This is a genomic window from Megasphaera sp. (assembly GCF_047831605.1).
GTDB lineage: Bacteria > Bacillota > Negativicutes > Veillonellales > Megasphaeraceae > Megasphaera > Megasphaera intestinihominis.
Genome location: NZ_CP181255.1, coordinates 1,145,074 through 1,167,488 on the forward strand (window position 1 = coordinate 1,145,074; position 22,415 = coordinate 1,167,488).

Consider the following 22,415-nt stretch of genomic DNA (forward strand, 5'->3'; position numbering starts at 1 on the left):
TAATGGCAGGGGTAGTAGGATTCGAACCTACGGATGACGGAGTCAGAGTCCGTTGCCTTACCGCTTGGCGACACCCCTGTATGGCTCCTCAAGTAGGACTCGAACCTACGACAAATCGGTTAACAGCCGATTGCTCTACCAACTGAGCTATTGAGGAATAAATGGAGCGGAAAACGAGACTCGAACTCGCGACCCCCACCTTGGCAAGGTGATGCTCTACCACTGAGCTACTTCCGCATGTGTGTTGTCTGTTTCAGAAGACTTGATTATAATACCAAATCAGAAGGATTCTGTCAAGGGATTTTTTGAAAAAAAATAAAAAAGGCGCTGTCCCATGAAGACAGCGCCTTTTTGAGTGGCTAGTGGTTAGGGGTTAGCGGCTGGTTTTAAATTTAAAGGATTTTCCGCACGTGGCGGACCCGCTAGCTACTGACAGCTGACTGCTAGCCCCTAGCCCCTAACTGCTAATCCTTAATCACTTTCGCCTTGAAGACCAGGGCTACGTCGGCGTCGGAACAGCAGAATTCGGCTTCTCCTTCCGGCTGTCCCGGAAGCTGGCCGCCATAGCGCAGGATATCGACATAGGGAAAGGCACAGTGCAGGGCCATGGGACAGATTTTTCCCCGGTCCGTATCGTAATCAAAGGTTTCCCCGATGTGATGGCCGCGATGGCAGCCCATAGTCCCCAGTTTCCCCGTAATCGTAAGCTGGATAGCGGGACGTTTTCCTCGTGACATGGTGTTCTCCTTTGTGGATAAGTAAGCAGAAATTATCGCATTAAGCTATCGGCTTTCGTGCGGCAACTCTGTTTCACACTGTAGGGGTCGCCACGTGGGCGACCCGTTGGGCATTGGGTGACGCTCTCTCCAAGCTGGAAAATCGCTCATATTCCGGAGCGGGCTTGCCATGTGCAAGCCCCTACAAGATTGCAGGTTACGGAATCGCAAACAGCCGCTTGGCGTTTTCTGTGGTCGCCCGGGCCACTTCGGCGGCGTCTATGCCCCGCAGGGCGGCGATTTCTTCGGCGACGTAGTGGACATAGGCCGGTTCATTGCGCTGGCCGCGGTGGGCCTGGGGCGTCAAGTACGGGCAGTCCGTTTCGATGAGCATGCGGTCTAACGGCAAATGGGACGCGACGCGTTTGGCCCGTTTGGAATTGGGATAGGTCAAGGGCCCGTCAAAGCCGAAATAGAAGCCCATGCGCAGCAGTTCGTCCGTCATTTCCAGACTGCCTGAATAGCAGTGGAAGACGCCGCGGATGCCCTTGCCGTACTGGCGCAGGATGTCCAGCGTGTCGCCGTGGGCTTCGCGGTCATGGATGATGATGGGTACGTCGAGTTCCACAGCCAGTTTGACCATGTCGATGAAGACGGCCTGCTGGACATCCCGGGCCGGTTCAGGCCAGTGATAATCCAGGCCGACTTCGCCGACGGCGACGCCTTTCTCTTCCGACTGTATCCATTGGCGCAGCTTGTCGACATCGCCGTCCTGGGCCTTGGCCGCTTCTTCGGGATGGATGCCGACGGCGGCATAAAGACCGTCGTGTTCCCTGGCCATGGCGATGCACTGGGCTGACGTTTCCATATCCGTCGCCGGGCAGATCATGAGGCCTACGCCGGCTGCGGCCGCCCGGTCGAATACGGCCGGACGGTCTTCAGCGTAAGCGCCGTCATTGACGTGGCAATGGGTATCGAAGAGCATCAGCGGACCCGGCTTCCCGGTGCCATGCCGTCGACGAAAGCGACCTGCAGGTTATCGTTGCCATCGGAAGCAGCCAGGAGCATGCCTTTCGATTCAACACCGCAGAGCTTGACCGGTTTCAGGTTGGTGACGACGATGACGCAGTGGCCGATGAGGTCTTCCGGTTTATAGTACAGGGAAATACCGCTGACGATCTGGCGCGTTTCCGTACCGAGGTCGACTTGCAGTTTCAACAGTTTCTTGGCTTTAGGTACTTTTTCACAGGCTACGATTTTGCCGACGCGGAGGTCGATCTTGCTGAAATCGTCGATAGTGATTTCCGGCTTCGTCGGTTCCTGGGCAGCCGGGCAGGCCTGAGCGGCTTTCTTTTCTTCTTCCGCTTCGGCGACTTCTTCCTTCAAATCGTAGCGCGGGAAGAGGGCATGGCCTTTGCAGACCTTCGTATCAGCCGGATAACGGCCCCATTCCTGGGCAGCCGGCAGGTTGGCTTCGGCAAAGTCACCTAAGCCGAGCTGTTTCCACATTTCCGCTGCGCTGGCCGGGATGAAGGGGCTGACCAGGGTAGCGATGATGCGCTGGGCTTCGAGGAGATTGTACAAGACCGTCTGCAGGCGCTGGGCTTTGGCATCGTCTTTGGCCAGGACCCACGGCGTCGTTTCGTCGATGTATTTATTGCTGCGGCGGATGAGGGCCCAGACGTTGTTGATGGCATCGTTGATCTTCATGTCGTCCATGTAGGTTTCAAAACGTTTTGCCGTTTCCACAGCGCACGTTGCCAAATCGTCGTCGACCGGTTCTTTGACCGTCGGGCCGGCAGCGACGCCGCCTTCGTATTTTTCGACCATAGCCAGGGTACGCTGCAAGAGGTTGCCCAAGTCGTTGGCCAAATCGGAGTTGATGCGGTTGATGAACGACGGCAGGGAGAAGTTGCCGTCCTGGCCGAGGCGGATTTCCTTCAGGAGGTAGTAACGGAGCGCATCGGCGCCGTAGCGGTCGATGAGGGGGATCGGGTCGACGACGTTACCCAAAGATTTACTCATCTTCGTGCCGTCAACGATGAGCCAGCCATGACCGAAGACTTTCTTCGGCAGCGGCAGGCCGCAGCTCATGAGCATGATTGGCCAGATGATGCTGTGGAAGCGGACGATTTCCTTGCCGACCAGATGCAGGTCAGCGGGCCAGAATTTCTTGAATTTTTCCGGGTCATCGAGATAGCCGGCAGCCGTGACGTAGTTGACCAGGGCGTCGAACCAGACGTAGACGACGTGTTTCGGGTCCCAGGGGACCTTGATGCCCCAGTCGAAGGACGTACGGGAAACGCAGAGGTCTTCCAGGCCGCTCTTGACGAAGGAAATCATTTCGTTGCGCCGCGATTCCGGCTGGATGAAGTCCGGGTTTTCGTCGATGAATTTCAGCCAGCGGTCGGCGTATTTGTTCATCTTCAGGAAGTACGCTTCTTCCGAAACGAGTTCCAGCGGACGGCCGCAGTCCGGGCAGACGTGTTTGCCTTCGGGCAGCTTGTTTTCCGGCCAGAACGTTTCGCACGGCGTACAGTACCAGCCTTTGTATTCACCTTTATAGATATCGCCGTTGTCGTAGGACTTCTGCATCAAAGCCTGGACGACTTTTTCATGGCGTTTTTCTGTCGTGCGGATGAAGTCATCATTGGAAATGTTGAGTTTTTTCCAGAGCTGCTGGAAGAGGGCGACGATTTCGTCGACGTATTCAATCGGTTTGACGCCTTTTGCTTCGGCTGCACGCTGGATTTTCTGGCCGTGTTCATCCGAGCCGGTCAGGAAAAAGACGTCGTCGCCGCGCAGACGGTGGAACCGTGCCAGCGAGTCGGCAATAGTCGTGCAGTACGTGTGCCCGATGTGAAGTTTGGCACTTGGATAGTAAATAGGTGTTGTAATGTAATACTTTCTTTTTTCAGACATGGGATTTTCCTCCTATACCGGCAAATGAGCCGGATGTTATAAACTAAGCGCAGCCTGGTATACACTACGTTTAGGCACGCCGCACCGTCTGGCGACGGTCCGGATGGCCTCTTTCTTATCGACGCCCTGTTCCATCAGTTCCCGGACCAGGGACGCGTAATCGACGTCGCCTGAGGCAGCGGATTCGGCAGCAGGCGCCGCCCCTTCGACGAGGATGACGAATTCACCGCGCGTCCCCTGCTCAGCCAGGTCGGCCCGCAGCTGGCTGAGACTGCCGCGCAGGTACTGTTCATACCGCTTGGTCAGTTCCCGGCAGAGGACGGCCCGGCGGTCGCCCAGGACTTCGAACATTTCGCCCAGGACCTGCTGGATGCGGTGAGGCGCTTCGTAAAAGATGAGCGTCCCTTCATAGGCTTTCACCGATTCCAGGACGGGCAGGCGGTGTTTCTGGGTCTTCGGCAGGAAGCCGACAAAGGTAAAGCGCGTCGTATCCATACCGGAGGCAATGAGCCCGGTCAGGCCGGCATTGGCGCCGGGCAGGGGTACGATGGGGATATCGGCTTCCAGGGCCAGGCGGACCATATCGCTGCCCGGGTCGCAGATGGCCGGCATGCCGGCATCGCTGACCAGGGCGATCATCAGGCCGTCTTTCAATTTTTCAATGAGCTGCGGCCCTTTTTCAGCTTTATTGTGTTCATGATAGCTGGTCAACGGCGTATCGATATCATACGCCAGGAGCAGCTGTTTCGTATGACGCGTATCTTCTGCCGCGATGAGGTCGGCTTCGCGGAGACAGCGGACCGTGCGGTACGTAATGTCTTCGAGATTGCCGATAGGCGTCGGGCAAAGATACAGCGTCCCTTTCTGAAAGATTTCCGGCATCATGTTCCTCCCTAGTTATCGTTTCCCGTATAATCGCAGGACGGCATCGCTGTAGCTGCCGTCGGGGTTGTGGACGATGAGCGGCGGCAGGACGTCCATGCCCTTGCTGCCGCCGCGGATGCCCTCGACGAGGAAGAGCTTGGCCTTCTTGTCAGGCCGGCCGTGGACCATCTGCAATACTTTCGGTTCGATATCTCGGGCGCGCATGGCCTCTAAAATATCGGCCAGTCGTTCCGTAATATGAACCATGCGGAAGCGGCCGTGATATTTCAAGGCGTATTTTACAGCATCGAGGACGTCGCCAAGGGTCGCCGTCTCTTCATGGCAGGCCCGGCGGATGCCGTCGACGTCGCTATAGGCACCGCGGCTCTTTTCCCGGTACGGCGGGTTGGCGTAGACTGCGGCAAAAGCGCCGCTCGCCGCCCACTCCCGGATGCGGCGGTAGTCGCCTTCGACGATGGTAATGCGGTCGTCCCGGCCATTGAGGGCGACGTTACGGCGGGCAATGTCGGCCATGACGGGATTGAATTCCACTGCCGTCAGCGCCTTGGCACCGCGGGCCGTCAGGATGAGAGGGATAGCCGCCGTCCCCGTCCCCAGGTCCAAAGCCGGTCCGTGAGGCACGGCACCGAAGTGGGCCAGAAGGACCGTATCCAGAGAAAAGCAGAACTGGTCATCGCGCTGAATGACTTTCATGCCGTCCAGGACCAGGTCGTCCAGCCGTTCGTGCGGGCCTAACTCAATGTTCATGTTCCGTTTCCCCTATGTCCGACCAGGGCACGTTGATGTTGTGTCCCGATTCGAGCTGGACTTTGACCGTATGGTCCTTCATGTGGACGCGCAGGACCGTGCCGACACCTTCGTCGGTCATGACCCGTTTGCCCACAGCCGGCGGCTTCTGCTGTTCACAGCTCTTCTGCTGGCAGTTGCAGCACTTCAGCTCGCCCGACGTATAGAGCTGGTTTTCATAGCGCAGGCAGCACATGAGGCGGCCGCAGATCCCGGAAATCTTGGTCGGATTGAGGGACATGCCCTGGCCCTTGGCCATGCGGATGGAAACGGGCTTGAAATCGCCCAGGAACGTAGAGCAGCACAGGGGCCGGCCGCAGCAGCCGATGCCGCCGATCATCTTGGCTTCGTCGCGCAGGCCGATCTGGCGCAGTTCGATGCGCGTGCGGAAGACCGACGCCAGGTCGCGGACGAGTTCGCGGAAGTCGATGCGGCCGTCAGCCGTAAAGAAGAAGATAATCTTGCCCATGTCGAAGGTATAGTCGACGTCGATGAGTTTCATGGGCAGTTTGTGCTTGGCGATCTTCGCCAGGCAGATGGCGAAAGCTTTCTTTTCCCGTTCCTTGTTCTTTTCCACCTGGCGAATGTCCTTGGCCGTCGCCTTGCGAATGATCGGCTTCAGCGGCTGGACGACTTCCGACGAATCGGCACTGCGCGGCGCAATGACGACATGGCCGAATTCCATGCCCCGCGCCGTTTCGACGATGACGCCGTCATCCAGCTTGAGTTCGATAGTGGCGGGATCGAAATAATATATCTTTCCGGCAGGTTTAAAGCGTACACCTACAACGATCATTGAATTCCTCCTCTAAGCCGTATGGCCTGGAGGCATACATAGTCCCAGACCAGGCGGACGTTGACGTGACGCGAGACGGCTTCCAGCCCTTCATCGAGCACCCGGGAAAGGCCAAAGACGGCGTCATCCGTCCAATACGGCAGTAATTCTGTCATTTCATGGATATATCCTTTTAAACGTATATAGTCCCGGCCGGCACCGCTGCGCAGGACGGCCATGTCGCGGAGAAAAAGGCTGATCCAGCCGAGTATCTCCGTCGTTTCCCTATCCGTCAGCGCCGCGGACAGGGCCAGCCATTTGGCATAGGGACAGGCATGTTTCGCCGTAGTCGTCAAAAAATCCAGGGCGAAATGGGCCTTATCCGTCCCCTGGCCGTCGAGATAGGACAATACAGTCCGGACGATGCCGCCACCCCAGAGGATGGCTTCGTCCCAATTCCCGCCGTCGCCCCGCAGGCGCCGCAGTCCCTGGCGCATTTCGTCGTCGCCGACGGGGTCGAAGGTAAAGCGGGCACAGCGGGAAATGATGGTCGGCAGCAGCAAATCGGGCTGGTCCGTAATCAAGATGAAGCAGACGCCCGACGGCGGTTCTTCTAAAATCTTCAGCATGCGGTTGGCAAATTCTGTATTCATCGTCTCCACATGGTCGATGATACAGACCCGGCGGCGGCCGGTTTCGCCCTGCAGGGCCAGTTCGCCCTGGAGCTGGCGGAACTGGTCCACTTTCAGCATGGCCCCCATCGGCGCCAGATAGAAGGCATCGTCTTTATCGCCGGCTACGGCCTCGCCTTCGCGGCTGGCCAGGTCGGGAAAGACACGGCGTCCGACCAGGGCCGAGGCGACGGCGATGGCCATCAGGGTCTTGCCGATACCAGCCGGGCCGGCAAAAATCATGGCATGAGGGATGCGGTCTTCGTCGATGAGGCGGGCGAACTGTTCTTTCAGGCGGCTGTGGCCGATAATCGGATCAAACAGTGTCCTGTCCATCATGTCGCCCCCTTACGCCAATAAAATACCTTAACAATTAATTATAGAAAAAATCCCCTACAAAGTAAATAGGCAGCCATATAAGTCTTGATGGATGGCTTCAGGCGTGCGCATGGCCCCGCCTTCCGTGCAGGCAATGCGCTGCCAGTGATAGCGTTGGGCCAGCTCATCATAAGCGGCGTGGCATTTGGCCAGGAAGTCTTCATTCTTTTCGTGGATATCGCCGGTCTGGCCGCCGGTCTTGCCCGTCCGGTCCGCCATGAGCCGCTCCGTGACAGCCAGGGGGACGTCGAGGAGGAAGACCTTGTCCGGTGCCGGCAGGCCCATCTTGCGGAATTCAAAGTCCTCGAGCCAGGCCAGATAAGCCCGGCGCTGGGCCGGGTCGTCGATCTTGATCATCTGATAGAGCATGTTGCTCGTCGTATAGCGGTCGGCAATGACGATGCCGCCCTGTTCGTAGAAGGCTTTCCACTTCATCTGATACGACGCGAAGCGGTCGACGGCGAAGAAGGCCGACGCCGCATAGGGATTGACGGCATCAGCATCGCTGCCGAAGTCGCCGCGCAGGTACATCTTGACCAGGGCGCTGGAGTCGCTGTCATAGTCGGGGTAGCTGACGGACTTCACGTCATAGCCGTCGCGCTGCAAGTGTTCCGTCAGCAGGCGGGTCTGCGTCGCTTTGCCGCTGCCGTCACCACCTTCGATGATGAATAATCTACCTTTCATGGAAATCCTCCTTCAAGACGCGTATCGTCGCCAAGGTCCCGTCAGCCGGGCCGTTGGGCTTATAGCCGCCAGCCATCTTGCGGCGGATATAGTCCTGGCAGGCCGCCGTAATTTCTTCGCCTAAGGTCAGGACCGGGATGCCTGGCGGGTAAAAGGTCACATTTTCCGCAGCAATGCGGCCGCGTGCCTCATGGAAAGGCACGACTTCTACGGGGCAGTTCCAGGCCTGACGCGGCGCCATGACGACATGGGGCACAGGCAGGGCCTGCTCATCCACTGAGCCGATCTGGCAGAGGCGTCGCCCTTCGGCGATAGCCCGGCAGGCATCGACCAAAGCCTGCGCCGTTTCTTCCGTATCGCCCAAGGTGATCAGGGCCAGGACGTGATTGCCGGCGACGAGCTCGACTTCGATGCCCTGCTGGCGCAGGAGCCGTTCGGCTGTCACGCCGTCGAGACCGACGCCGGAAAAGTCGATGGTAATCTTCGTTTCATCGAAGCCGCTGACGACCTGTCCGTCGATGATGTCACGGCCAAAGACGGTCAAGCCGGGAATGGCGTTGATAGCGTCCCGCACGAATCGGGCCAGTCCCAGGGCCCGACCGATGAGTTCCGGCCCTTCCAGGGCCAGCTGCTGGCGGGCGCTGTCCAGGGAGGCCAGGAACCAGTAATGGGGGCTCGTCGACTGGACGACAGCCATCGCCGCGGCGACGCGGTCCGTCAGGGGAAAGCCCTGGCGGCAGTGCAGCATCGATGTCTGGGTCAGGGAACCGGCCATCTTATGCGTGCTCTGGGCCACGCAGTCGGCACCGCAGGCCAGAGCTTCGGCAGGCAGGTCCCGGTGGAAGCCCAGATGGGCCCCATGAGCTTCATCGACGAGGACGTACAGCCCCTGTTCATGAGCATAGGCCGCCAGAGCCTTCAGGTTGCCGGCGATGCCATCGTAAGTCGGATAGGTAAAGACAACGGCTTTGGCCTGGGGATGGGCGGCGACAGCCCGCTTCAGACTGTCCAGGTCCGGTCCCAGCGATACCTGACGGGCCGCATCAAAGCGGCTTTCCATATAGACCGGAACGGCGCCGCTCAGGACCAGGCCGTTGATGACGCTCTTGTGGGCTTCGCGGGGGATGATGAGCTCATCGCCATCGCCGCAGACAGCCAGGATCATGGCTTCGATGCAGGCCGTCGTGCCGTTGATGGAAAAGAAAGTCCGCCCGGCGCCATAGAGGTCGGCGGCCAGTTCCATGGCTCCCTTCAGCGCCCCTTCAGGCTGGAACAAGTCATCCAAAGCATACATGACGCCCAGGTCCCGCCGCAGGGCGTCGCCAAAGAGATTGGCCTGGTAGGCAGAAATGCCCTGTCCCAGTTTATGACCCGGTGTATGGTAGGCCTTCATGTGCTGCTGGCAATACCCTTCCAGTGCTTCGACGAAAGGCGCCTTTTGCTGCTTTTCTCTATCCATGGGCCACCTCATATAGCCGAAAGGAAGCCGCGCAGCAAGGCGTGGCTCTTTTCATAAGAGAACTGTTTCATCTGCTTCAGCGAGCGCTGCAGAGAGCCGTGCAGGCGGTACGACGGCAGTTCGGCCGGCGTGACCCAGCGGTAGGCCAGATGTTCTTCTGATAATGTAACGTTATCGGACGTGGTCATGGCCGTAAAGATGACACCATTCAGGAATTGGCCGTCTTTCTTCTGGTAACTCCAGATACCTGCCGGAGCCTCTAAGGTGATGGAAAGGCCCGTTTCTTCGCTGACTTCCCGGCGCAGGCCGGCTTCAAAATCTTCTGTAAAGCGCAGGCCGCCGCCAGGGAATTCCCAATGATGCAGCCCTTCGGCATCGTTCTTCTGCAACAGCAGCAGCTTCCCTTCATGAAAAATCATCGCTTTGACACTCAACCCCATCAATACATTTGCTTCTTGCGCCATAACCCCAATCTCCCATCTATACAAATTCATTGCAGTGAACGTACTCCCGCCTATAGAGGCGGGAGCTTCCTGCTTCAACGAGAACAGCGCCACGGACTCCAAAGAGTTGCGGCGGCTTACACTCTCTCCACAGGCGTAGATTCCCGTGCGACCCACGGTATTTTATGGATTACGTCAGGCAGATATCCGCCTGGCTTCTTCTCGGATATTTATGGCAGCGTTCTTATCGCGATTATGGTGACTGCCACATTTAGGGCAATCCCATTCCCTTACAGATAAGTCCTTGGTTTCGTGGTTCTGATATCCGCAAACATGGCACAGTTGGCTGCTGGGATACCACTTGTCTATCTTGATAAGCTGTTTGCCTTGCCAAGCCAACTTATATTCCAGCATGTTCGTGAACAGATTCCAGCCATTGTCAGCTACGGATTTGCCAAAACTGAACTTGCCACCCTTTTTCCGCTTTGCCATCGCTTTGACGCTAATATCCTCAATGCCAATGACATCATAGCGGTCTGCAAGGTAGCGAGCCTTCTTATGCAGGAAATCCTGCCGTTGATTGGCCACTTTCTCATGGAGAATAGCTACACGCAGCCTTTGTTTTTCTCTGTTATGACTTTCTTTCTGCTTTTGGGATAGCTTCCGCTGTGCCTTAGCCAATCTCTTCTCTGCCTTTCGCAGGAAATCGGGATACTTAGCCTCATCCTCATCGGAAGCCACATACAAGCCGTGCATCGCAAAATCCAGGCCCAGGAAGGTCTTCGGTATGACAGGGAGTATTTGGTTTTCATACTCCACCAGCATACTGATATAGTACTTTCCGGATGGCGTCTTGCTGATGGTCACGGTCTTTATGATACTGTTCTCCGGCAAGGGACGATGCTGGCATAGTTTCACCCAGCCGACTTTCGGCAGTTTCACCTTATGGCCCTCGATTCGGACAGAACCCTTCTGGTTGTTCGTAGAATACGAAGCACGACAATTTTTCTTTGACTTGAAGCGCGGCTTGCCGAAATGCTGGCTGTCATTCCAAAAGTGGCTGTAGGCCTTATTCAGGTTCATTTGGGCATTGGCAAGGGCTAAACTATCTACTTCCTTTAACCAAGGGAATTCTTCCTTGTACTGCGCAGGCGTGTTATTCAGCTTTTGGCCGGTTTCCTTATAATAGTCAAGGCGGTCACTCAGCATCTTGTTGTAGATGAATCGGACACAGCCGAAGGTCTTGGCAAACATCATTTTCTGTTCCCTTGTCGGGTAGAGCCTGTAACGGTATGCCTTATTCACTATCATCACCTGCCTTGACTTTCTATATACTTGCGAATTGTCTCTATAGGAGCGCCTCCGGTTGTCAGCAGACAATAGCTTCTTGACCAGAACATGTCCTTCCATAGCTTACACCTAACCTCGGGGAAGTATCTCTTTATGAGCCTTGAGCTGGCACTTTTATAAGCGTTGACAAATTTCGATATCTCTGTATTAGGATGGGCACGAAACATAATATGTACATGGTCTTGGTCGTGGTTCCATTCTTCCAAAGTGATATTATATGATGAACCTATGCGGACGAATATATCTTTTGCATATTGGCTCATTGGGTCAGAAAATACTTTGCGTCGGTACTTCACCACTAAAACAAGATGGTAATAGAGCAAGAACACTGAATGGTTATTACTGTCTAATTCCATAGTATAATCAGTCCTTTCTCTCTTACTACTGATTATACTGCAAAACAAATTATGAAGAAATTGTCTTTCTGAGGGCATCGAACCCTCAGAAAAACCTGCAATTCATCTCACCGCCTAAAGAGGCAGGAAACTTCTTGCAGAATCAGGTTAAACTTTATTATACCATATTTATGTCCCTGCGAGAATCAGCAGGCAGGACAGAATCGCCGCAATCTGTCTTATTTACATGGTCTATATCTTGGGATAAAATAATAGTACAGTTTACTTTTAGGAGGTTTTTTCTATGGCAACTAAACGCGTCCTCGCAATCCACGATATGTGTTCTTTCGGCCGCTGCTCCCTGACAGCCGCCATCCCGGTCATTTCGGCCATGGGCTTCCAGGTCTGCCCCTTCCCGACGGCTATTTTCAGCAACAACCTGACGTATGGCGACTATACCTTCTCTGATTTTACGCCGCACATGACGGAATTCATGGATAAATGGCAGAAACTGGGCTATTCGTATGACGCCATTTACAGCGGCTTCCTCGCCGACGCCGGCCAGATTGCCATCGTCCTCGACGCCATCGCCCGCTTCGCCAAGAAGGATACCCTCGTCGTCGTCGATCCGGCCATGGCCGATGACGGCAAGCTCTACCCGGTCTTCAAGCCCGATATTGTCATGGAAATGCGCAAGCTTATCGCCAAAGCGACCATCATTACACCGAATTATACCGAAGCTGCCCTGCTGGCCGACATCCCCTATGCCCAGGGCGCGCCATCCATGAAGACTATGCTCGAACTCTGCCAAAAGCTGGCCGCCATGGGACCACGTCAAATCATCATCACCAGTGTCCCCACGGACAACGAAACGATTACCGTCGTCAGCTACGATGCCCAAACGACGTCTTTCGACGAATGTACCGTCGACCGCATCCCCTTCAGCACCTGCGGCACAGGCGACCTCTTCACCAGCGTCCTCACAGGTTCCCTGCTCCAGGGCCAGTCCCTGCACGACAGCGTCAAAAAGGCCACGCAGTTCCTGAACTACGCCATCGGCTACACCTACCAGTCCGGCAGCGATCCCCGCGAAGGCGTTCAGGTCGAACCGTGCCTGAAAAAGCTGTTCTAAGCTTTATTGTCAACTTATATAAAATCATATAAGGTTGACCTCATAAGCGCTTTTTTGCTATAATACGGAAGAAGTCCGTAAGCAAAGGAGCGCTTTTATCATGTCTGATTCAAGAGAAAAGACGATGCGCCTGACACGCATCGCCTTGTTGATCGCTATGAATTGTATTTCTGCCTATTTGATCATTCCCCTGCCCTTTTCCCAGTCGCCGATTGCCCTGCAGACGCTCGTCGTCAACCTGGTCGCCTTCCTGCTGCCGCCGAAAGACGCGGCCATCACCATGCTGGCCTACATCGGCATCGGCATCATCGGCGTCCCCGTCTTCACAGGCGGTACGGCAGGTCCTGGCAAGATGTTCGGCCCGACAGGCGGCTATATCTGGGCCTATGTCGCCGCCGTCTTCCTCATGTCCTGGTTCAAAGGGAAGGAATACAACTTCCGTCGCTACTCTCTGGCAGCCGTCGCCATTGGCATCCCCGTCATCTACCTCGGCGGCGTCCTGCAGCTCAAAGGCATTACGGGGATGCCCTGGGAAGCAGCCATCATGAGCGGCGTCGTCCCCTTCATCCCCTTGGACATCGTCAAGAGCCTCTGCGCTGCCGCTCTGGCACGGCCCTTATTGGCCATAAATAAAACCGTATCTCACGAATGACGCCAGCTTGTGTAAATCCGTTCTTTGTCAGTATACATCTCCCGATCTGCCTGGGATAACACCTCGTCGATATTGGCAATAGGCGTCTGGCAGACGACAACGCCTAAGGCCATGCTGATGCCGCTGGAACGGTAACGGGCCAGCAGCTCGCGGACGAGCTGCTGAGCCTGCTGTTCACTGGCATTCCTGGCGATGACCATGAATTCATCGCCGCCCATGCGGAATACGGCGTTATCGCCGCTCAAGGCTTTCATATGCCGGACAGCCTGCTGGAGGAGATGGTCTCCGGCTTCATGGCCTTGCGTATCATTGATTCGCTTGAGGCCGTTGAGGTCGCCAAAAATAAAGGCCAGGAAAATCCCATCGGGCACAGCCCGGATATATTCGGTAAACCCCCGGCGATTGCCGGCGCCGGTCAGCTGGTCCGTCGTGCTGAGGCGTTCCAGCGAACGGAAAGTATCGCGGTTGCGCAGCATACTGGCCAGGAACAAGGTCAGCGTCGACAACAGGAGGCTGGCCGATTTAAAGGCCAATGCCGACGGGTTGACGACTTCCGTAAAGCCCAGGGACTTGCCCGATTGAGTCAGATGTCCCGATACGAGGCGGCGGACGCCGGAAAGATGCGGCGTAAATCCAGGATGAGCCCGGACGAAAGCCTGTGCATCTTCAATAATGGCCATCTGTTTAGCATCAAAGGCCGCATACAGCGGTCGCAGGGAGTCCATGGGAATGTGCTGGACCGTAGGAGCCATCGGCTGCAAATCCTCTTGATACCATTCATAGGTAGCGCTGACGGTCTGGTCCGGCTGTTCCTCAAAAATCAGGACCCGTTCAGCTTGCAGGCTATGACCGATTTTTTCCAGCATTTTCTGCAGGCCTGTATGGGGATCGGCTTCACGCATGCCGATGGCAATGACGTCGTTGGCCATGACTTCCCGGAAGACGACATCAATTTCTTCCCGGTCGCGGAAAATATACCGGCTCAGGTCGAAAGCCATAGAAAAACGGTAATTCTTCCCCTGCCAAGGAATGAGCGTCGTCCGCATGAACAGGTATTGCCCTGTCTTGCGGTTGCGGCGCGTTGCCGTATAAAAACAATCGCGGCGCAGCCTGTCATTGAGGCAATTATCGCAGGGAGTCTCCCGGTCAGCCAGGATTTTATAACATTTCTCACCGACCCAGCTGCTGCTATCAGAAAGGCCATAGGCCCGTTGCATATAGTCATTGACATAGACCAGTTCATACGTATCTGGGTCGATGATGGACACTTCTTCATCAAGCTTATCGAATTTTTCCTTGTCGAAGACCAGGCGGTCGCCGATGTAGACGGCCTGGCCGTAGCGCTGTTCTTCGGCATCTTTCAGGCGCTCCCTCAGGAGTTGCATGATTTCATCGAAATCCCGGCCTTCTGAGCCCTGGACGATGGCATACTGCAAATAGAGGGTGCAGCTGTAGCCGCCGATATCGGTAAGGCTGTGGATGGCGTTGGTCAGGCCCAGCAGGGTATTGCGGAAGTCCCGATCCAGGCTCTGATGGGTGATATAGAAAAAGCGGCAGCCGCTCAGATGGGCCAGGGAGCCTTTCAAAGAGTGGAGCGTCAAAAGCTGGTCCGTAATGGCCTGCAATAACTTTCCGGCCACTTCGTCGCCGTAATCCCGGAAGACTTGTTCATATTCCGGCACTTCGAGTACGACACAGACATAATCCGTCCCGTACCGCCGATAAGCTTCCATGTAATCTTCGCCGACCAGCAGGAGGCCCCGGAAATTGAGCAGCCCCGTTTCGGCATCAATGAGGCTGACCGTATGGAGCTGTGCCTGGTGCCGGCTGCTTTCGTCGACATCCTCGAAATACCCCAGCAGACCGATGATACGCTTGCCCCGGTAAATGGGGAATTTCGTAGAGGCAATCTGGCGCAGCCGTCCCTGGACCAGGCATTGACCCAGAACATCGCGCGTGACTTGGCCCTTTTCCAGGACGGCCATCTCCGCTTCTCTGTACACACAGTCGTTGACAATCCAGCCCAAGTCCTCATCGGTTTTGCCGATGAGGGCTTTTTCGTCCTTCCGGCCATAGTAGTCGAGGAAAGACTGACTGACACCGGCAAAGCGGCGGGCCCTGTCTTTCCAGAAAAACTTGATGCCCGAATAGTGAATCATAGACTGGCAGAGTTCCCGCAAGAGGCGGAAATAAGGCTGCCGGGCCGGTTCCAGCTCGTGGATGCCAAAAGAGGTGGCCAGTATGGGCAGCAGGCTCTTGCGGTCCCGTGCCGTTTCCCAGACGTCTTCGCGGCAGCACAGCAGGAGATCCTGCCGGTTGTCGACGCGGAGGAGGAGGACTAAAAAGACGGTCCAATGGTAACTGCCATCAGCTGTCCGAAAGCGGAAGGTGATGAACTTCGGACGCCCTGCATCATCGGCTTTATCCAGGGGCCGGTAATCAGCGGCTTCGATCATACCCTTGCGGACTTTCCCCGTGAGGCGATAGAACTCCCCTTCATCACCGCAATGGTACATATTCAACAGCCCGCGGTTAACGAAGAGAATCGGTTCTGATTCATCCATACCGATCAAACAGACGCCGGCAATCAGTTTATCATAATAGCGATGCAATTCCGCTTGTATCGATGCCACATCCATAAAGTCCACCCTTTTCTGCAAAAACGTTTATAATAAAAAATATAATCATTGTATATAACAGCAGTTTACAACTTTTTGAACAAATAAATATCGCGTAACCACACTTTGAAGTATAATGAATCTGCTAAAACACATCATCTCAAAGGAGTTACGCGATGAATTCATTATACCTCGAAAATTCGATTATTGGTAGTCTGTTTCGTTTCTTTTCTCCATATTTTTCTACGGCGACACGGCCAACGCGATTCCTACTGACCTGGTTGGTCATCGCTCAGGTAGCCTTGCAGGCCTTCCCATCTCTTCGCTTTCTTCATCGGAATTTTTTGTCCCAGGTGACGCATCGCTGCTTAAATAGTTATTACCGGGCGCTTCAGAACGAAACGGTGACGAGCCATTCTCTCCGCCTGCAAACAGCACAATTGGCTTGCAGCCTGATTCCGGCGGCCTTACAGAATGAACCGGTCTTTCTCAGTGTCGATGATACGACGGTACCGAAATTCGGCAAGAAGTTCGATGCTGTTTCTCTGTTGCATGACCATGCCTGCCATACAGGCAAGCCTTACGTAAACGGTCATTGCTTCGTCAGTTTGACACTGAGTGTCCCTGTCCTGAACCAGCATGAAGGAAAAGCTCCGCTTATCCGCTATCTGGCGGTTCCCGTAGGGTACCGGATGTGGACGAAAGAGCAGACCAAACTTGAATTAGCTGGTGACCTCATCGAGGAGGTGATGCCCTTACTGAAAGACCGGCAGGTACTGTTGCTCTTTGACAGTTGGTACGCTAAAAGCTCGCTGATAGAACGGGCTTTGCAGTATCCCGGACTGGACATCATCTGTAATGTCCGCAGTGATTCGGCAATGTATGAACTACCGCCATTGCCTAACGGCAAGCCGGGACGCCCGAAAAAACGAGGAAAGCGGCTTCATCTGGATGATTTCAACTTGTCCTGGGATATGGATGGCATGCAGGTCGGCCATCGGATTGTTTTGACCCATATCTGCGGGAATCGCCGCATCCATGCTTATGTCAGCTACACTACATCTGGCTCCCGGCGGCTTTTCTTCAGCACCCTGAATCCCAGTGACCTGCATATGAGCTGCGCCTGGCAGGAACGAAAGATCCTACGGGACGCACCGGCAGAAGGCATGGACCATTATCCTTTGAAGCTGTACAAGCTGCGTTGGGCCATCGAAACCAACTACTATGAGCAGAAGGCCTTCTGGTCGCTGAATGCCTACCGGATTCGCCGCCAAAATGGTATTGAACATAGGGTGAACCTGGTAAACCTCGTTCACAGCAGCCTGAAAATGCTGCCGTATCTGGACAAGCATTTTGCAAAGTACCAAAACGCCAGTCCACAAGAGCTGCGAAGCCATATAAGCTGGCAAATACAGCGTGAAATATTTTTAGGCACTTTGGTCTCTAAAGCCCAAACCGCAAAAAATCCAACGGACTTAGTGCAGGCCTTCTGTAAACTGGTTTCGTCAACTTCCGAGGTAGCGTAAAAGTTGTAAAGTGCTGTAATATATTATAACACAGGATAAAAAAGCGCTGTCCCATGAAGACAGCCTCTTTTTGAGTTTTAAGTTTGTAGTTTTAAGTTTGTAGTTTTTAGTTTGTAGTTTTTAGTTTGCAGCAAATGGTAAAAAATTTAAACCCAACTTCTACAAACTACAAACGCTGTACTACAAACTATAGAGAAAAAAGGGCCTCGCATAATCTGCCGATGGTGTTGCCTTGGCGACCAGGTGATAGCCTATATTGCCAGTGACGATGATGAAAAAAGGAATCCAGTATGTCAGGTTCATTCTGTCAACTCCTTTTCCATATGGATGTGAGGACAATATTCATCCAGATATTCGTCACCTGATGCGGTATATCCCAATTTTTCATAAAACGGACGCACCCGGACCTGTGCCGACAGAGCCAGCCGTTTCACATGACAGCCGCGCAGCCATCTTTCTGATTCCCGTACCAAGCGCTCCCCGAACTGCCGGCCCCGACATGATTTCCGTACGGCCAGTCGGCCCAGTATATACACATCCGGATTGTCTGATGTAAAGAGCCGGCAGCAGCCAGCGGCATGTCCATTTTCATATAACACCAGCTGCCATGCCGTCTGGTCGGTTTCATCAAATTCATGATGAAAACCCTGTTCTTCGACAAATACCTCCTGCCGGATAATCCGGGCGTCCTGTGAAAGTCCCTGCTGCATACGTATTTGAATCATGATATTCCCGCCTAAAAAAACAGAGGTGCCCAGGAATTGTCTTATAGCATGTAATCCATGCCGTACCTACGACAACTCCCAGACACCTCATTTCTCCTGTCCGGTGACAGAAGCGGTGTTCTTATGAAATTAGCATTATTCTAACATATCCTGTCGTCTTCGTCAATGCGATTTTGCCCACTTCAGCAGCTGGGAACCAGACCGTTCACCCCACTTTTCTGCCTGTTATTTCAAGGCCTGTTCGGTATCTGCCAGAAACTGCTGTACACAATCGGCAAAGTCCAGCCCAGTCCGGTCGGCCAGAACAGCCAGCCACCATACACATTCCCCAATTTTAGACGGGAGTTTGCCTTCTTCATCAGATGGCCAGCGCCCTTCATGACTCATAGTCAGCCGTCCTACCAGGCCGGCATCGGTCAAAAAAGCCAGGGCATCTTCCTCGACGGACCATTCGGAGCCATGATACTCCCGTTCCAATGCATGATAAGCTGCTCTGATAGCAGCCGAACGTTCCGATACTTCTTTTAAATCCACGTCAATCTCTCCTTTTTTTAGAAACACGGCCACACCCCATTCAATCCTAATGACGGGCCAAAAAGGCTTACCAGGCTATCCTCTACATTATCGCATATAGGCGATAAAAATAATACACCGTTCACGGCCAGTCGCAAAAAAAACACGGCCTGCGGCCGTATGCGTAGGGGCTGTCCCGATGAGGGCAGCCCGCTGTGAGATTTCTCCACAACCCAGTCTGGCATAGTGGCAGGCTTTTACGGACTACGAATCACGAGCAACGAACCACCTATCATGGATCCGGCTATGTACAGAATTCATGCGGGCTCGCCACGTGCGAGCCCCTACGATGCGGCTGCGCCGCTACAGGCTTATGACCTGATTACAACCATAAGAACCCCTCAGACCGCCTTTGGCGGCCAGCTCCCCTTCACATGGGAGCCTCTGGCGCTCCTGCGCCTTATATTTCAGCGTTTATTGCGGCAAAGCCACTTTTGAGTCCGGGCAACAAAAAAAGACCTGTGTACGTAATCGTACACAGGTCCGATAATTTCCCTTGTGAAATTATTTGAGTTCGACAGTAGCGCCAGCTTCTTCGAGTTTAGCTTTGAGAGCTTCAGCGTCAGCTTTAGCAACGCCTTCTTTAACAGCTTTCGGAGCGCCGTCAACGAGAGCTTTAGCGTCTTTCAAGCCGAGGCCCGTAACTTCACGGACAACTTTGATAACGCCGATTTTTTTGTCGCCAGCGGACTGGAGAATGACGTCGAATTCGGATTTTTCTTCAGCAGCAGCACCGCCAGCAGCCGGAGCAGCAGCAACTGCAACCGGAGCAGCAGCAGAAACGCCGAATTTGTCTTCCATAGCTTTTACGAGTTCGGAAAGTTCGAGAACAGTCATATTTTCAATGGCTTCCATGATTTCTTCTTTAGTCATTTTGAAATACCTCCATAGTATCAATTTTTGAGTTTAATTTTTAAGTTATGTAAGCTAAATTAAGCAGTTTCCTGTTCTGCTTTTTTAGCGCGTACAGCGTCAAGCACATAAACCATGTTGCGGATATTGCCCTGGAGTACGTTGACAAGGCCAGAGATAGGAGCCTGCATGCTGCCAACCAATTTTGCGAGGAGTTCTTCGCGGCTCGGCAAGCTTGCCAGAGCGTCAACAGCTGCAACATCAATGACCTGACCATCAGCGAGACCTGCTTTTACAGTCAGCGCTTCAGTCTTTGTTTCTTTGATGAATTCTTTGAGGATCTTAGCCGGAGCTACAGCGTCTTCCGTGGAATAAGCGAGAGCCGTCGGGCCTTCGAGAATTGCATCTAATGCGTTATAGCCGAGTTCGTCAGCGGCGATACGGGTCAACGTGTTTTTGATGACTTTGTATTCAACACCGCCTTCGCGGAACTTACGGCGAAGTTTCGTGACATCAGCTACGGTGAGGCCGGAGAAACCAACGAAAACAGCGCCCTGAGCGGACTGCAGTTTTTCTTTCATTTCTTCAACGACAGCAGCTTTTGCCGGAGAAACCGGATGATTTGCATATGTGGACATGAGTTCGATACACCTCCTTGAACTGGGATTTATATCGTCTTAGCAATCAAAAACGGCCTCATGGAAACCACGAGGCCGAACTAGTCAAAGTCAGATATCTGCTAGTTTCATAGCCTCAGATGGCGGACATACGTCCATTATACATACCTTCAGTCTACAGCTAAGAGAGATATTAATTTTCTTCTTTCTTTGCAGCACCTTTGATGCTGTACTGGTTGATGTGGATGCCAGGGCCCATCGTGGAGCTAACCGTGATGGATTTGATGTACTGGCCTTTTGCACCCGACGGTTTAACTTTGATGAGCGTATCAACCAAAGCAGTCAGGTTGTCAACCAATTTATCTGCGTCGAAAGATTTTTTGCCGATAGAAGAATGAATGTTGCCGGCTTTATCCGTGCGGTATTCAACTTTACCAGCTTTACTTTCGCTAACAGCTTTTGTGACGTCCATCGTGACAGTACCAACCTTCGGGTTAGGCATGAGGCCTTTAGGACCGAGGATTTTACCGAGACGACCAACTTTACCCATCATGTTCGGAGTAGCGATTGCTACGTCGAAGTCGAGCCAGCCACCTTTGATCTTTTCTACGAGATCATCAGCACCGACATAGTCAGCGCCAGCAGCTAAAGCTTCTTTTTCTTTATCGCCCTGAGCAAATACGAGGACGGTCTTGGATTTACCAGTGCCGTGGGGCAGTACCAAGGCGCCGCGGACCTGCTGGTCGGCGTATTTCGGATCTACGTTAAGGTTTACAGCCAATTCAACAGTTTCGTCGAATTTAGCAGTATCCATCTTTTTCAAGATGTCGATTGCTTCTGCAACATCATACTGTTTCTGTTTGTCGAACAGTTTTGCAGCTTCAGCATATTTCTTGCCTACTTTTGCCATGTTTCTTCCTCCTTATGTGGTTTAGCGGGTTACCCCTTCCACGGGCAGAGCATCATCGAATTAGTCGACGATTTCGATACCCATGCTGCGAGCGGTGCCTTCAATCATTTTCATAGCAGCTTCAACGTCGTTGGCGTTGAGGTCCGGCATCTTAGTCGTTGCGATTTCGCGGACTTTGTCGCGGCCCAATTTAGCTACTTTTTTCTTGTTCGGTTCGCCCGAAGCTTTGTCCAAACCTGCTGCTTTCTTCAAGAGGACGGCAGCCGGCGGTGTTTTCGTAATGAAAGTGAAGGAACGGTCTTCATAGACTGTGATTTCGACAGGGATGATGAAGCCAGCCTGTTTAGCTGTACGTTCATTGAATTCCTTGACGAAAGCCATGATGTTGACACCAGCCTGGCCTAATGCAGGGCCAATCGGAGGCGCCGGAGTTGCTTTACCAGCTTCACACTGGAGTTTTACCATTCTTGCTACTTTTTTTGCCATGGTGAGTTACACCTCCTTACATTACAAGATGTGGTCAAACGAATCTTGCGATTCTCCCACTCGCGGCGAGTTGCCGCATTTAGAAGTATTTATTCCAGACCCTTCTCGATTTGAGAATAGTCGACTTCTACTGGAGTTTCTCGGCCAAACATATTGACGAGGCCTTTGACAGTCCCTTTTTCTTCATTGATTTCCGTTACGACGGCCATGCAATTTTCAAAAGGACCTTCGGTGATACGCACTTCTTCGCCAACTTCGACAGAGATATGCGTTTTCGGTTCGCTTTCTATGCCCTGGGTCTTCAGAATCTTTTCGACTTCTTTCGTTTCCAGCGGGATAGGCTTGGTTGCCGAGCCGACAAAACCGGTAACACCCGGTGTATTGCGGACGACATACCAGGAACGGTCATTGACTTCCATTTCGATGAGAACGTAGCCAGGGAATACTTTCCGCTTGACAGTCCGTTTCTTACCGTCTTTGATGTCAATTTCATCTTCCATTGGAATGAGAATACGGTTAATGACGTTTTCTAACCCCATGGATTTGACTTTTTGTTCCAGCGTTTGCATTACTTTATTTTCATAACCGGAATACGTATGGATGACATACCATTTCATATCTGCTTCCATTTAAGCACAAGCCTCCTATCCGACAACAAGCTGAAGTAACTTGAACAGCTGTGAAAATACACCATCAGCTACGCCAATGATTACCATTACGACGATGGTAGCGACAATGACCATAACCGTGTAGTTGATCAATTCCTTCTTCGTCGGCCAGATGACTTTTTTCATTTCTACCTTTACGCCAGATAAAAATGATTTGCCCGGGTTCTTTTTCTTGTTCTTATTCTTTTGTGCTGCTTTTTTAGCTGAAAGTGCCATATAACCTCTCACATCCAAATAAGATTAGCACAATCT

25 protein-coding genes and 3 tRNA genes are annotated in these 22,415 nt (G+C 53.4%); 3 read left to right on the forward strand and 25 right to left on the reverse strand.

Features of this window, described 5'->3' with window-relative positions:
- Positions 1-3: 3 nt before the first annotated feature.
- The 15 genes from ACFWUB_RS05510 to tnpA all read right to left on the reverse strand — a co-directional run bounded on the left by ACFWUB_RS05510 (position 4) and on the right by tnpA (position 11,425).
- Positions 4-78 (reverse strand) — tRNA-Gln (locus ACFWUB_RS05510).
- 3 nt (positions 79-81) lie between these two features.
- Positions 82-157: transfer RNA gene (locus tag ACFWUB_RS05515), tRNA-Asn, on the reverse strand.
- A gap of 5 nt (positions 158-162) precedes the next feature.
- Positions 163-237, reverse strand: a tRNA-Gly gene (locus ACFWUB_RS05520).
- 227 nt (positions 238-464) lie between these two features.
- A complete protein-coding gene (locus tag ACFWUB_RS05525; RefSeq protein ID WP_292261596.1) occupies positions 465-737 on the reverse strand; it encodes a TIGR04076 family protein in 273 nt (90 codons plus the stop codon).
- A gap of 196 nt (positions 738-933) precedes the next feature.
- On the reverse strand, positions 934-1,701 hold the full coding sequence (locus ACFWUB_RS05530) for a TatD family hydrolase (RefSeq protein WP_416184365.1): 768 nt from the start codon (positions 1,699-1,701) through the stop codon (positions 934-936).
- Positions 1,701-3,638 (reverse strand): methionine--tRNA ligase, encoded by a 1,938-nt coding sequence (metG, locus tag ACFWUB_RS05535; protein WP_370856946.1) that lies wholly within the window; start codon positions 3,636-3,638, stop codon positions 1,701-1,703. The genes ACFWUB_RS05530 and metG overlap by 1 nt, the downstream gene beginning before the upstream one ends.
- A gap of 36 nt (positions 3,639-3,674) precedes the next feature.
- A complete protein-coding gene (gene rsmI, locus ACFWUB_RS05540; protein ID WP_370856947.1) occupies positions 3,675-4,520 on the reverse strand; it encodes a 16S rRNA (cytidine(1402)-2'-O)-methyltransferase in 846 nt (281 codons plus the stop codon).
- A 15-nt stretch (positions 4,521-4,535) separates the two neighbouring features.
- Positions 4,536-5,270 carry a tRNA1(Val) (adenine(37)-N6)-methyltransferase gene (locus tag ACFWUB_RS05545; protein WP_020723719.1) on the reverse strand — a complete coding sequence of 245 codons (735 nt, stop codon included), beginning with the start codon at positions 5,268-5,270 and terminating at the stop codon, positions 4,536-4,538.
- Positions 5,260-6,105 carry a PSP1 domain-containing protein gene (locus ACFWUB_RS05550; RefSeq protein WP_416184366.1) on the reverse strand — a complete coding sequence of 282 codons (846 nt, stop codon included), beginning with the start codon at positions 6,103-6,105 and terminating at the stop codon, positions 5,260-5,262. The genes ACFWUB_RS05545 and ACFWUB_RS05550 overlap by 11 nt, the downstream gene beginning before the upstream one ends.
- On the reverse strand, positions 6,102-7,094 hold the full coding sequence (locus tag ACFWUB_RS05555; protein WP_239639658.1) for an ATP-binding protein: 993 nt from the start codon (positions 7,092-7,094) through the stop codon (positions 6,102-6,104). Before ACFWUB_RS05555 ends, ACFWUB_RS05550 begins: the two co-directional genes overlap by 4 nt.
- A 54-nt stretch (positions 7,095-7,148) precedes the next feature.
- On the reverse strand, positions 7,149-7,817 hold the full coding sequence (locus ACFWUB_RS05560; protein WP_416184367.1) for a dTMP kinase: 669 nt from the start codon (positions 7,815-7,817) through the stop codon (positions 7,149-7,151).
- Positions 7,807-9,276: an aminotransferase class I/II-fold pyridoxal phosphate-dependent enzyme gene (locus tag ACFWUB_RS05565; protein ID WP_416184368.1), complete on the reverse strand. Its 1,470-nt coding sequence runs from the start codon at positions 9,274-9,276 to the stop codon at positions 7,807-7,809. The genes ACFWUB_RS05560 and ACFWUB_RS05565 overlap by 11 nt, the downstream gene beginning before the upstream one ends.
- Positions 9,277-9,284: 8 nt before the next feature.
- Entirely contained in the window at positions 9,285-9,740 is a 456-nt protein-coding gene (locus ACFWUB_RS05570) for an NUDIX hydrolase (protein ID WP_292107312.1), read from the reverse strand.
- A gap of 174 nt (positions 9,741-9,914) precedes the next feature.
- Positions 9,915-10,976 carry an RNA-guided endonuclease TnpB family protein gene (locus ACFWUB_RS05575; protein ID WP_416184369.1) on the reverse strand — a complete coding sequence of 354 codons (1,062 nt, stop codon included), beginning with the start codon at positions 10,974-10,976 and terminating at the stop codon, positions 9,915-9,917.
- A gap of 53 nt (positions 10,977-11,029) precedes the next feature.
- Positions 11,030-11,425 carry an IS200/IS605 family transposase gene (gene tnpA, locus ACFWUB_RS05580; protein WP_020310976.1) on the reverse strand — a complete coding sequence of 132 codons (396 nt, stop codon included), beginning with the start codon at positions 11,423-11,425 and terminating at the stop codon, positions 11,030-11,032.
- 283 nt (positions 11,426-11,708) lie between these two features.
- On the opposite strand from tnpA, the gene ACFWUB_RS05585 reads away from it, so the two are divergent.
- Both ACFWUB_RS05585 and ACFWUB_RS05590 read left to right on the forward strand, forming a co-directional pair.
- Positions 11,709-12,536: a pyridoxamine kinase gene (locus ACFWUB_RS05585; protein ID WP_292106625.1), complete on the forward strand. Its 828-nt coding sequence runs from the start codon at positions 11,709-11,711 to the stop codon at positions 12,534-12,536.
- Positions 12,537-12,636: 100 nt separating this feature from the next.
- Entirely contained in the window at positions 12,637-13,188 is a 552-nt protein-coding gene (locus tag ACFWUB_RS05590; protein WP_292298207.1) for a biotin transporter BioY, read from the forward strand.
- On the opposite strand, the gene ACFWUB_RS05595 is transcribed toward ACFWUB_RS05590, so the two are convergent.
- Positions 13,179-15,821 carry a diguanylate cyclase domain-containing protein gene (locus ACFWUB_RS05595; protein WP_416184370.1) on the reverse strand — a complete coding sequence of 881 codons (2,643 nt, stop codon included), beginning with the start codon at positions 15,819-15,821 and terminating at the stop codon, positions 13,179-13,181. The two genes, ACFWUB_RS05590 and ACFWUB_RS05595, sit on opposite strands and share 10 nt — an antisense overlap.
- A gap of 161 nt (positions 15,822-15,982) precedes the next feature.
- Here ACFWUB_RS05595 and ACFWUB_RS05600 point away from each other — a divergent pair, with 161 nt between their 5' ends.
- On the forward strand, positions 15,983-17,332 hold the full coding sequence (locus tag ACFWUB_RS05600; RefSeq protein WP_416184371.1) for a transposase: 1,350 nt from the start codon (positions 15,983-15,985) through the stop codon (positions 17,330-17,332).
- 180 nt (positions 17,333-17,512) lie between these two features.
- Here the strand turns inward: ACFWUB_RS05600 and ACFWUB_RS05605 are convergent, their stop codons facing one another.
- The 9 genes from ACFWUB_RS05605 to secE all read right to left on the reverse strand — a co-directional run bounded on the left by ACFWUB_RS05605 (position 17,513) and on the right by secE (position 22,379).
- Positions 17,513-17,635: a hypothetical protein gene (locus tag ACFWUB_RS05605; protein ID WP_370856955.1), complete on the reverse strand. Its 123-nt coding sequence runs from the start codon at positions 17,633-17,635 to the stop codon at positions 17,513-17,515.
- Positions 17,632-18,057: a GNAT family N-acetyltransferase gene (locus tag ACFWUB_RS05610; RefSeq protein ID WP_302681449.1), complete on the reverse strand. Its 426-nt coding sequence runs from the start codon at positions 18,055-18,057 to the stop codon at positions 17,632-17,634. Before ACFWUB_RS05610 ends, ACFWUB_RS05605 begins: the two co-directional genes overlap by 4 nt.
- A 225-nt stretch (positions 18,058-18,282) precedes the next feature.
- On the reverse strand, positions 18,283-18,591 hold the full coding sequence (locus ACFWUB_RS05615; RefSeq protein ID WP_302681450.1) for a MazG-like protein: 309 nt from the start codon (positions 18,589-18,591) through the stop codon (positions 18,283-18,285).
- Positions 18,592-19,134: 543 nt separating this feature from the next.
- Positions 19,135-19,503, reverse strand: coding sequence for a 50S ribosomal protein L7/L12 (rplL, locus tag ACFWUB_RS05620; RefSeq protein WP_020311054.1), 369 nt, complete (start codon positions 19,501-19,503; stop codon positions 19,135-19,137).
- Positions 19,504-19,562: 59 nt separating this feature from the next.
- Positions 19,563-20,120, reverse strand: a complete 558-nt coding sequence (rplJ, locus tag ACFWUB_RS05625; RefSeq protein WP_298588110.1) for a 50S ribosomal protein L10 — start codon at positions 20,118-20,120, stop codon at positions 19,563-19,565.
- Positions 20,121-20,292: 172 nt separating this feature from the next.
- Positions 20,293-21,009: a 50S ribosomal protein L1 gene (rplA, locus tag ACFWUB_RS05630; protein ID WP_416183629.1), complete on the reverse strand. Its 717-nt coding sequence runs from the start codon at positions 21,007-21,009 to the stop codon at positions 20,293-20,295.
- A 60-nt stretch (positions 21,010-21,069) separates the two neighbouring features.
- Positions 21,070-21,495, reverse strand: coding sequence for a 50S ribosomal protein L11 (rplK, locus tag ACFWUB_RS05635; RefSeq protein WP_014015371.1), 426 nt, complete (start codon positions 21,493-21,495; stop codon positions 21,070-21,072).
- Between the two features lie 89 nt (positions 21,496-21,584).
- Positions 21,585-22,124 carry a transcription termination/antitermination protein NusG gene (gene nusG, locus ACFWUB_RS05640; RefSeq protein WP_302491420.1) on the reverse strand — a complete coding sequence of 180 codons (540 nt, stop codon included), beginning with the start codon at positions 22,122-22,124 and terminating at the stop codon, positions 21,585-21,587.
- Between the two features lie 15 nt (positions 22,125-22,139).
- Positions 22,140-22,379, reverse strand: coding sequence for a preprotein translocase subunit SecE (secE, locus tag ACFWUB_RS05645; RefSeq protein ID WP_020311058.1), 240 nt, complete (start codon positions 22,377-22,379; stop codon positions 22,140-22,142).
- Between the last annotated feature and the right edge of the window lie 36 nt (positions 22,380-22,415).

Bases quoted from the DNA above. Each gene is read 5' to 3' on its own strand.
- ACFWUB_RS05610 (WP_302681449.1), bottom strand. From the start codon at position 18,057: ATGATTCAAATACGTATGCAGCAGGGACTTTCACAGGACGCCCGGATT.
- rsmI (WP_370856947.1), bottom strand. From the start codon at position 4,520: ATGCCGGAAATCTTTCAGAAAGGGACGCTGTATCTTTGCCCGACGCCT.
- tnpA (WP_020310976.1), bottom strand. From the start codon at position 11,425: ATGGAATTAGACAGTAATAACCATTCAGTGTTCTTGCTCTATTACCAT.
- rplJ (WP_298588110.1), bottom strand. From the start codon at position 20,120: ATGTCCACATATGCAAATCATCCGGTTTCTCCGGCAAAAGCTGCTGTC.
- ACFWUB_RS05525 (WP_292261596.1), bottom strand. From the start codon at position 737: ATGTCACGAGGAAAACGTCCCGCTATCCAGCTTACGATTACGGGGAAA.
- ACFWUB_RS05600 (WP_416184371.1), top strand. From the start codon at position 15,983: ATGAATTCATTATACCTCGAAAATTCGATTATTGGTAGTCTGTTTCGT.
- ACFWUB_RS05570 (WP_292107312.1), bottom strand. From the start codon at position 9,740: ATGGCGCAAGAAGCAAATGTATTGATGGGGTTGAGTGTCAAAGCGATG.
- ACFWUB_RS05550 (WP_416184366.1), bottom strand. From the start codon at position 6,105: ATGATCGTTGTAGGTGTACGCTTTAAACCTGCCGGAAAGATATATTAT.
- ACFWUB_RS05605 (WP_370856955.1), bottom strand. From the start codon at position 17,635: ATGAACCTGACATACTGGATTCCTTTTTTCATCATCGTCACTGGCAAT.
- secE (WP_020311058.1), bottom strand. From the start codon at position 22,379: ATGGCACTTTCAGCTAAAAAAGCAGCACAAAAGAATAAGAACAAGAAA.
- ACFWUB_RS05530 (WP_416184365.1), bottom strand. From the start codon at position 1,701: ATGCTCTTCGATACCCATTGCCACGTCAATGACGGCGCTTACGCTGAA.
- nusG (WP_302491420.1), bottom strand. From the start codon at position 22,124: ATGGAAGCAGATATGAAATGGTATGTCATCCATACGTATTCCGGTTAT.
- rplK (WP_014015371.1), bottom strand. From the start codon at position 21,495: ATGGCAAAAAAAGTAGCAAGAATGGTAAAACTCCAGTGTGAAGCTGGT.
- ACFWUB_RS05585 (WP_292106625.1), top strand. From the start codon at position 11,709: ATGGCAACTAAACGCGTCCTCGCAATCCACGATATGTGTTCTTTCGGC.
- metG (WP_370856946.1), bottom strand. From the start codon at position 3,638: ATGTCTGAAAAAAGAAAGTATTACATTACAACACCTATTTACTATCCA.
- rplA (WP_416183629.1), bottom strand. From the start codon at position 21,009: ATGGCAAAAGTAGGCAAGAAATATGCTGAAGCTGCAAAACTGTTCGAC.
- ACFWUB_RS05560 (WP_416184367.1), bottom strand. From the start codon at position 7,817: ATGAAAGGTAGATTATTCATCATCGAAGGTGGTGACGGCAGCGGCAAA.
- rplL (WP_020311054.1), bottom strand. From the start codon at position 19,503: ATGACTAAAGAAGAAATCATGGAAGCCATTGAAAATATGACTGTTCTC.
- ACFWUB_RS05575 (WP_416184369.1), bottom strand. From the start codon at position 10,976: ATGATGTTTGCCAAGACCTTCGGCTGTGTCCGATTCATCTACAACAAG.
- ACFWUB_RS05565 (WP_416184368.1), bottom strand. From the start codon at position 9,276: ATGGATAGAGAAAAGCAGCAAAAGGCGCCTTTCGTCGAAGCACTGGAA.
- ACFWUB_RS05545 (WP_020723719.1), bottom strand. From the start codon at position 5,270: ATGAACATTGAGTTAGGCCCGCACGAACGGCTGGACGACCTGGTCCTG.
- ACFWUB_RS05555 (WP_239639658.1), bottom strand. From the start codon at position 7,094: ATGATGGACAGGACACTGTTTGATCCGATTATCGGCCACAGCCGCCTG.
- ACFWUB_RS05590 (WP_292298207.1), top strand. From the start codon at position 12,637: ATGTCTGATTCAAGAGAAAAGACGATGCGCCTGACACGCATCGCCTTG.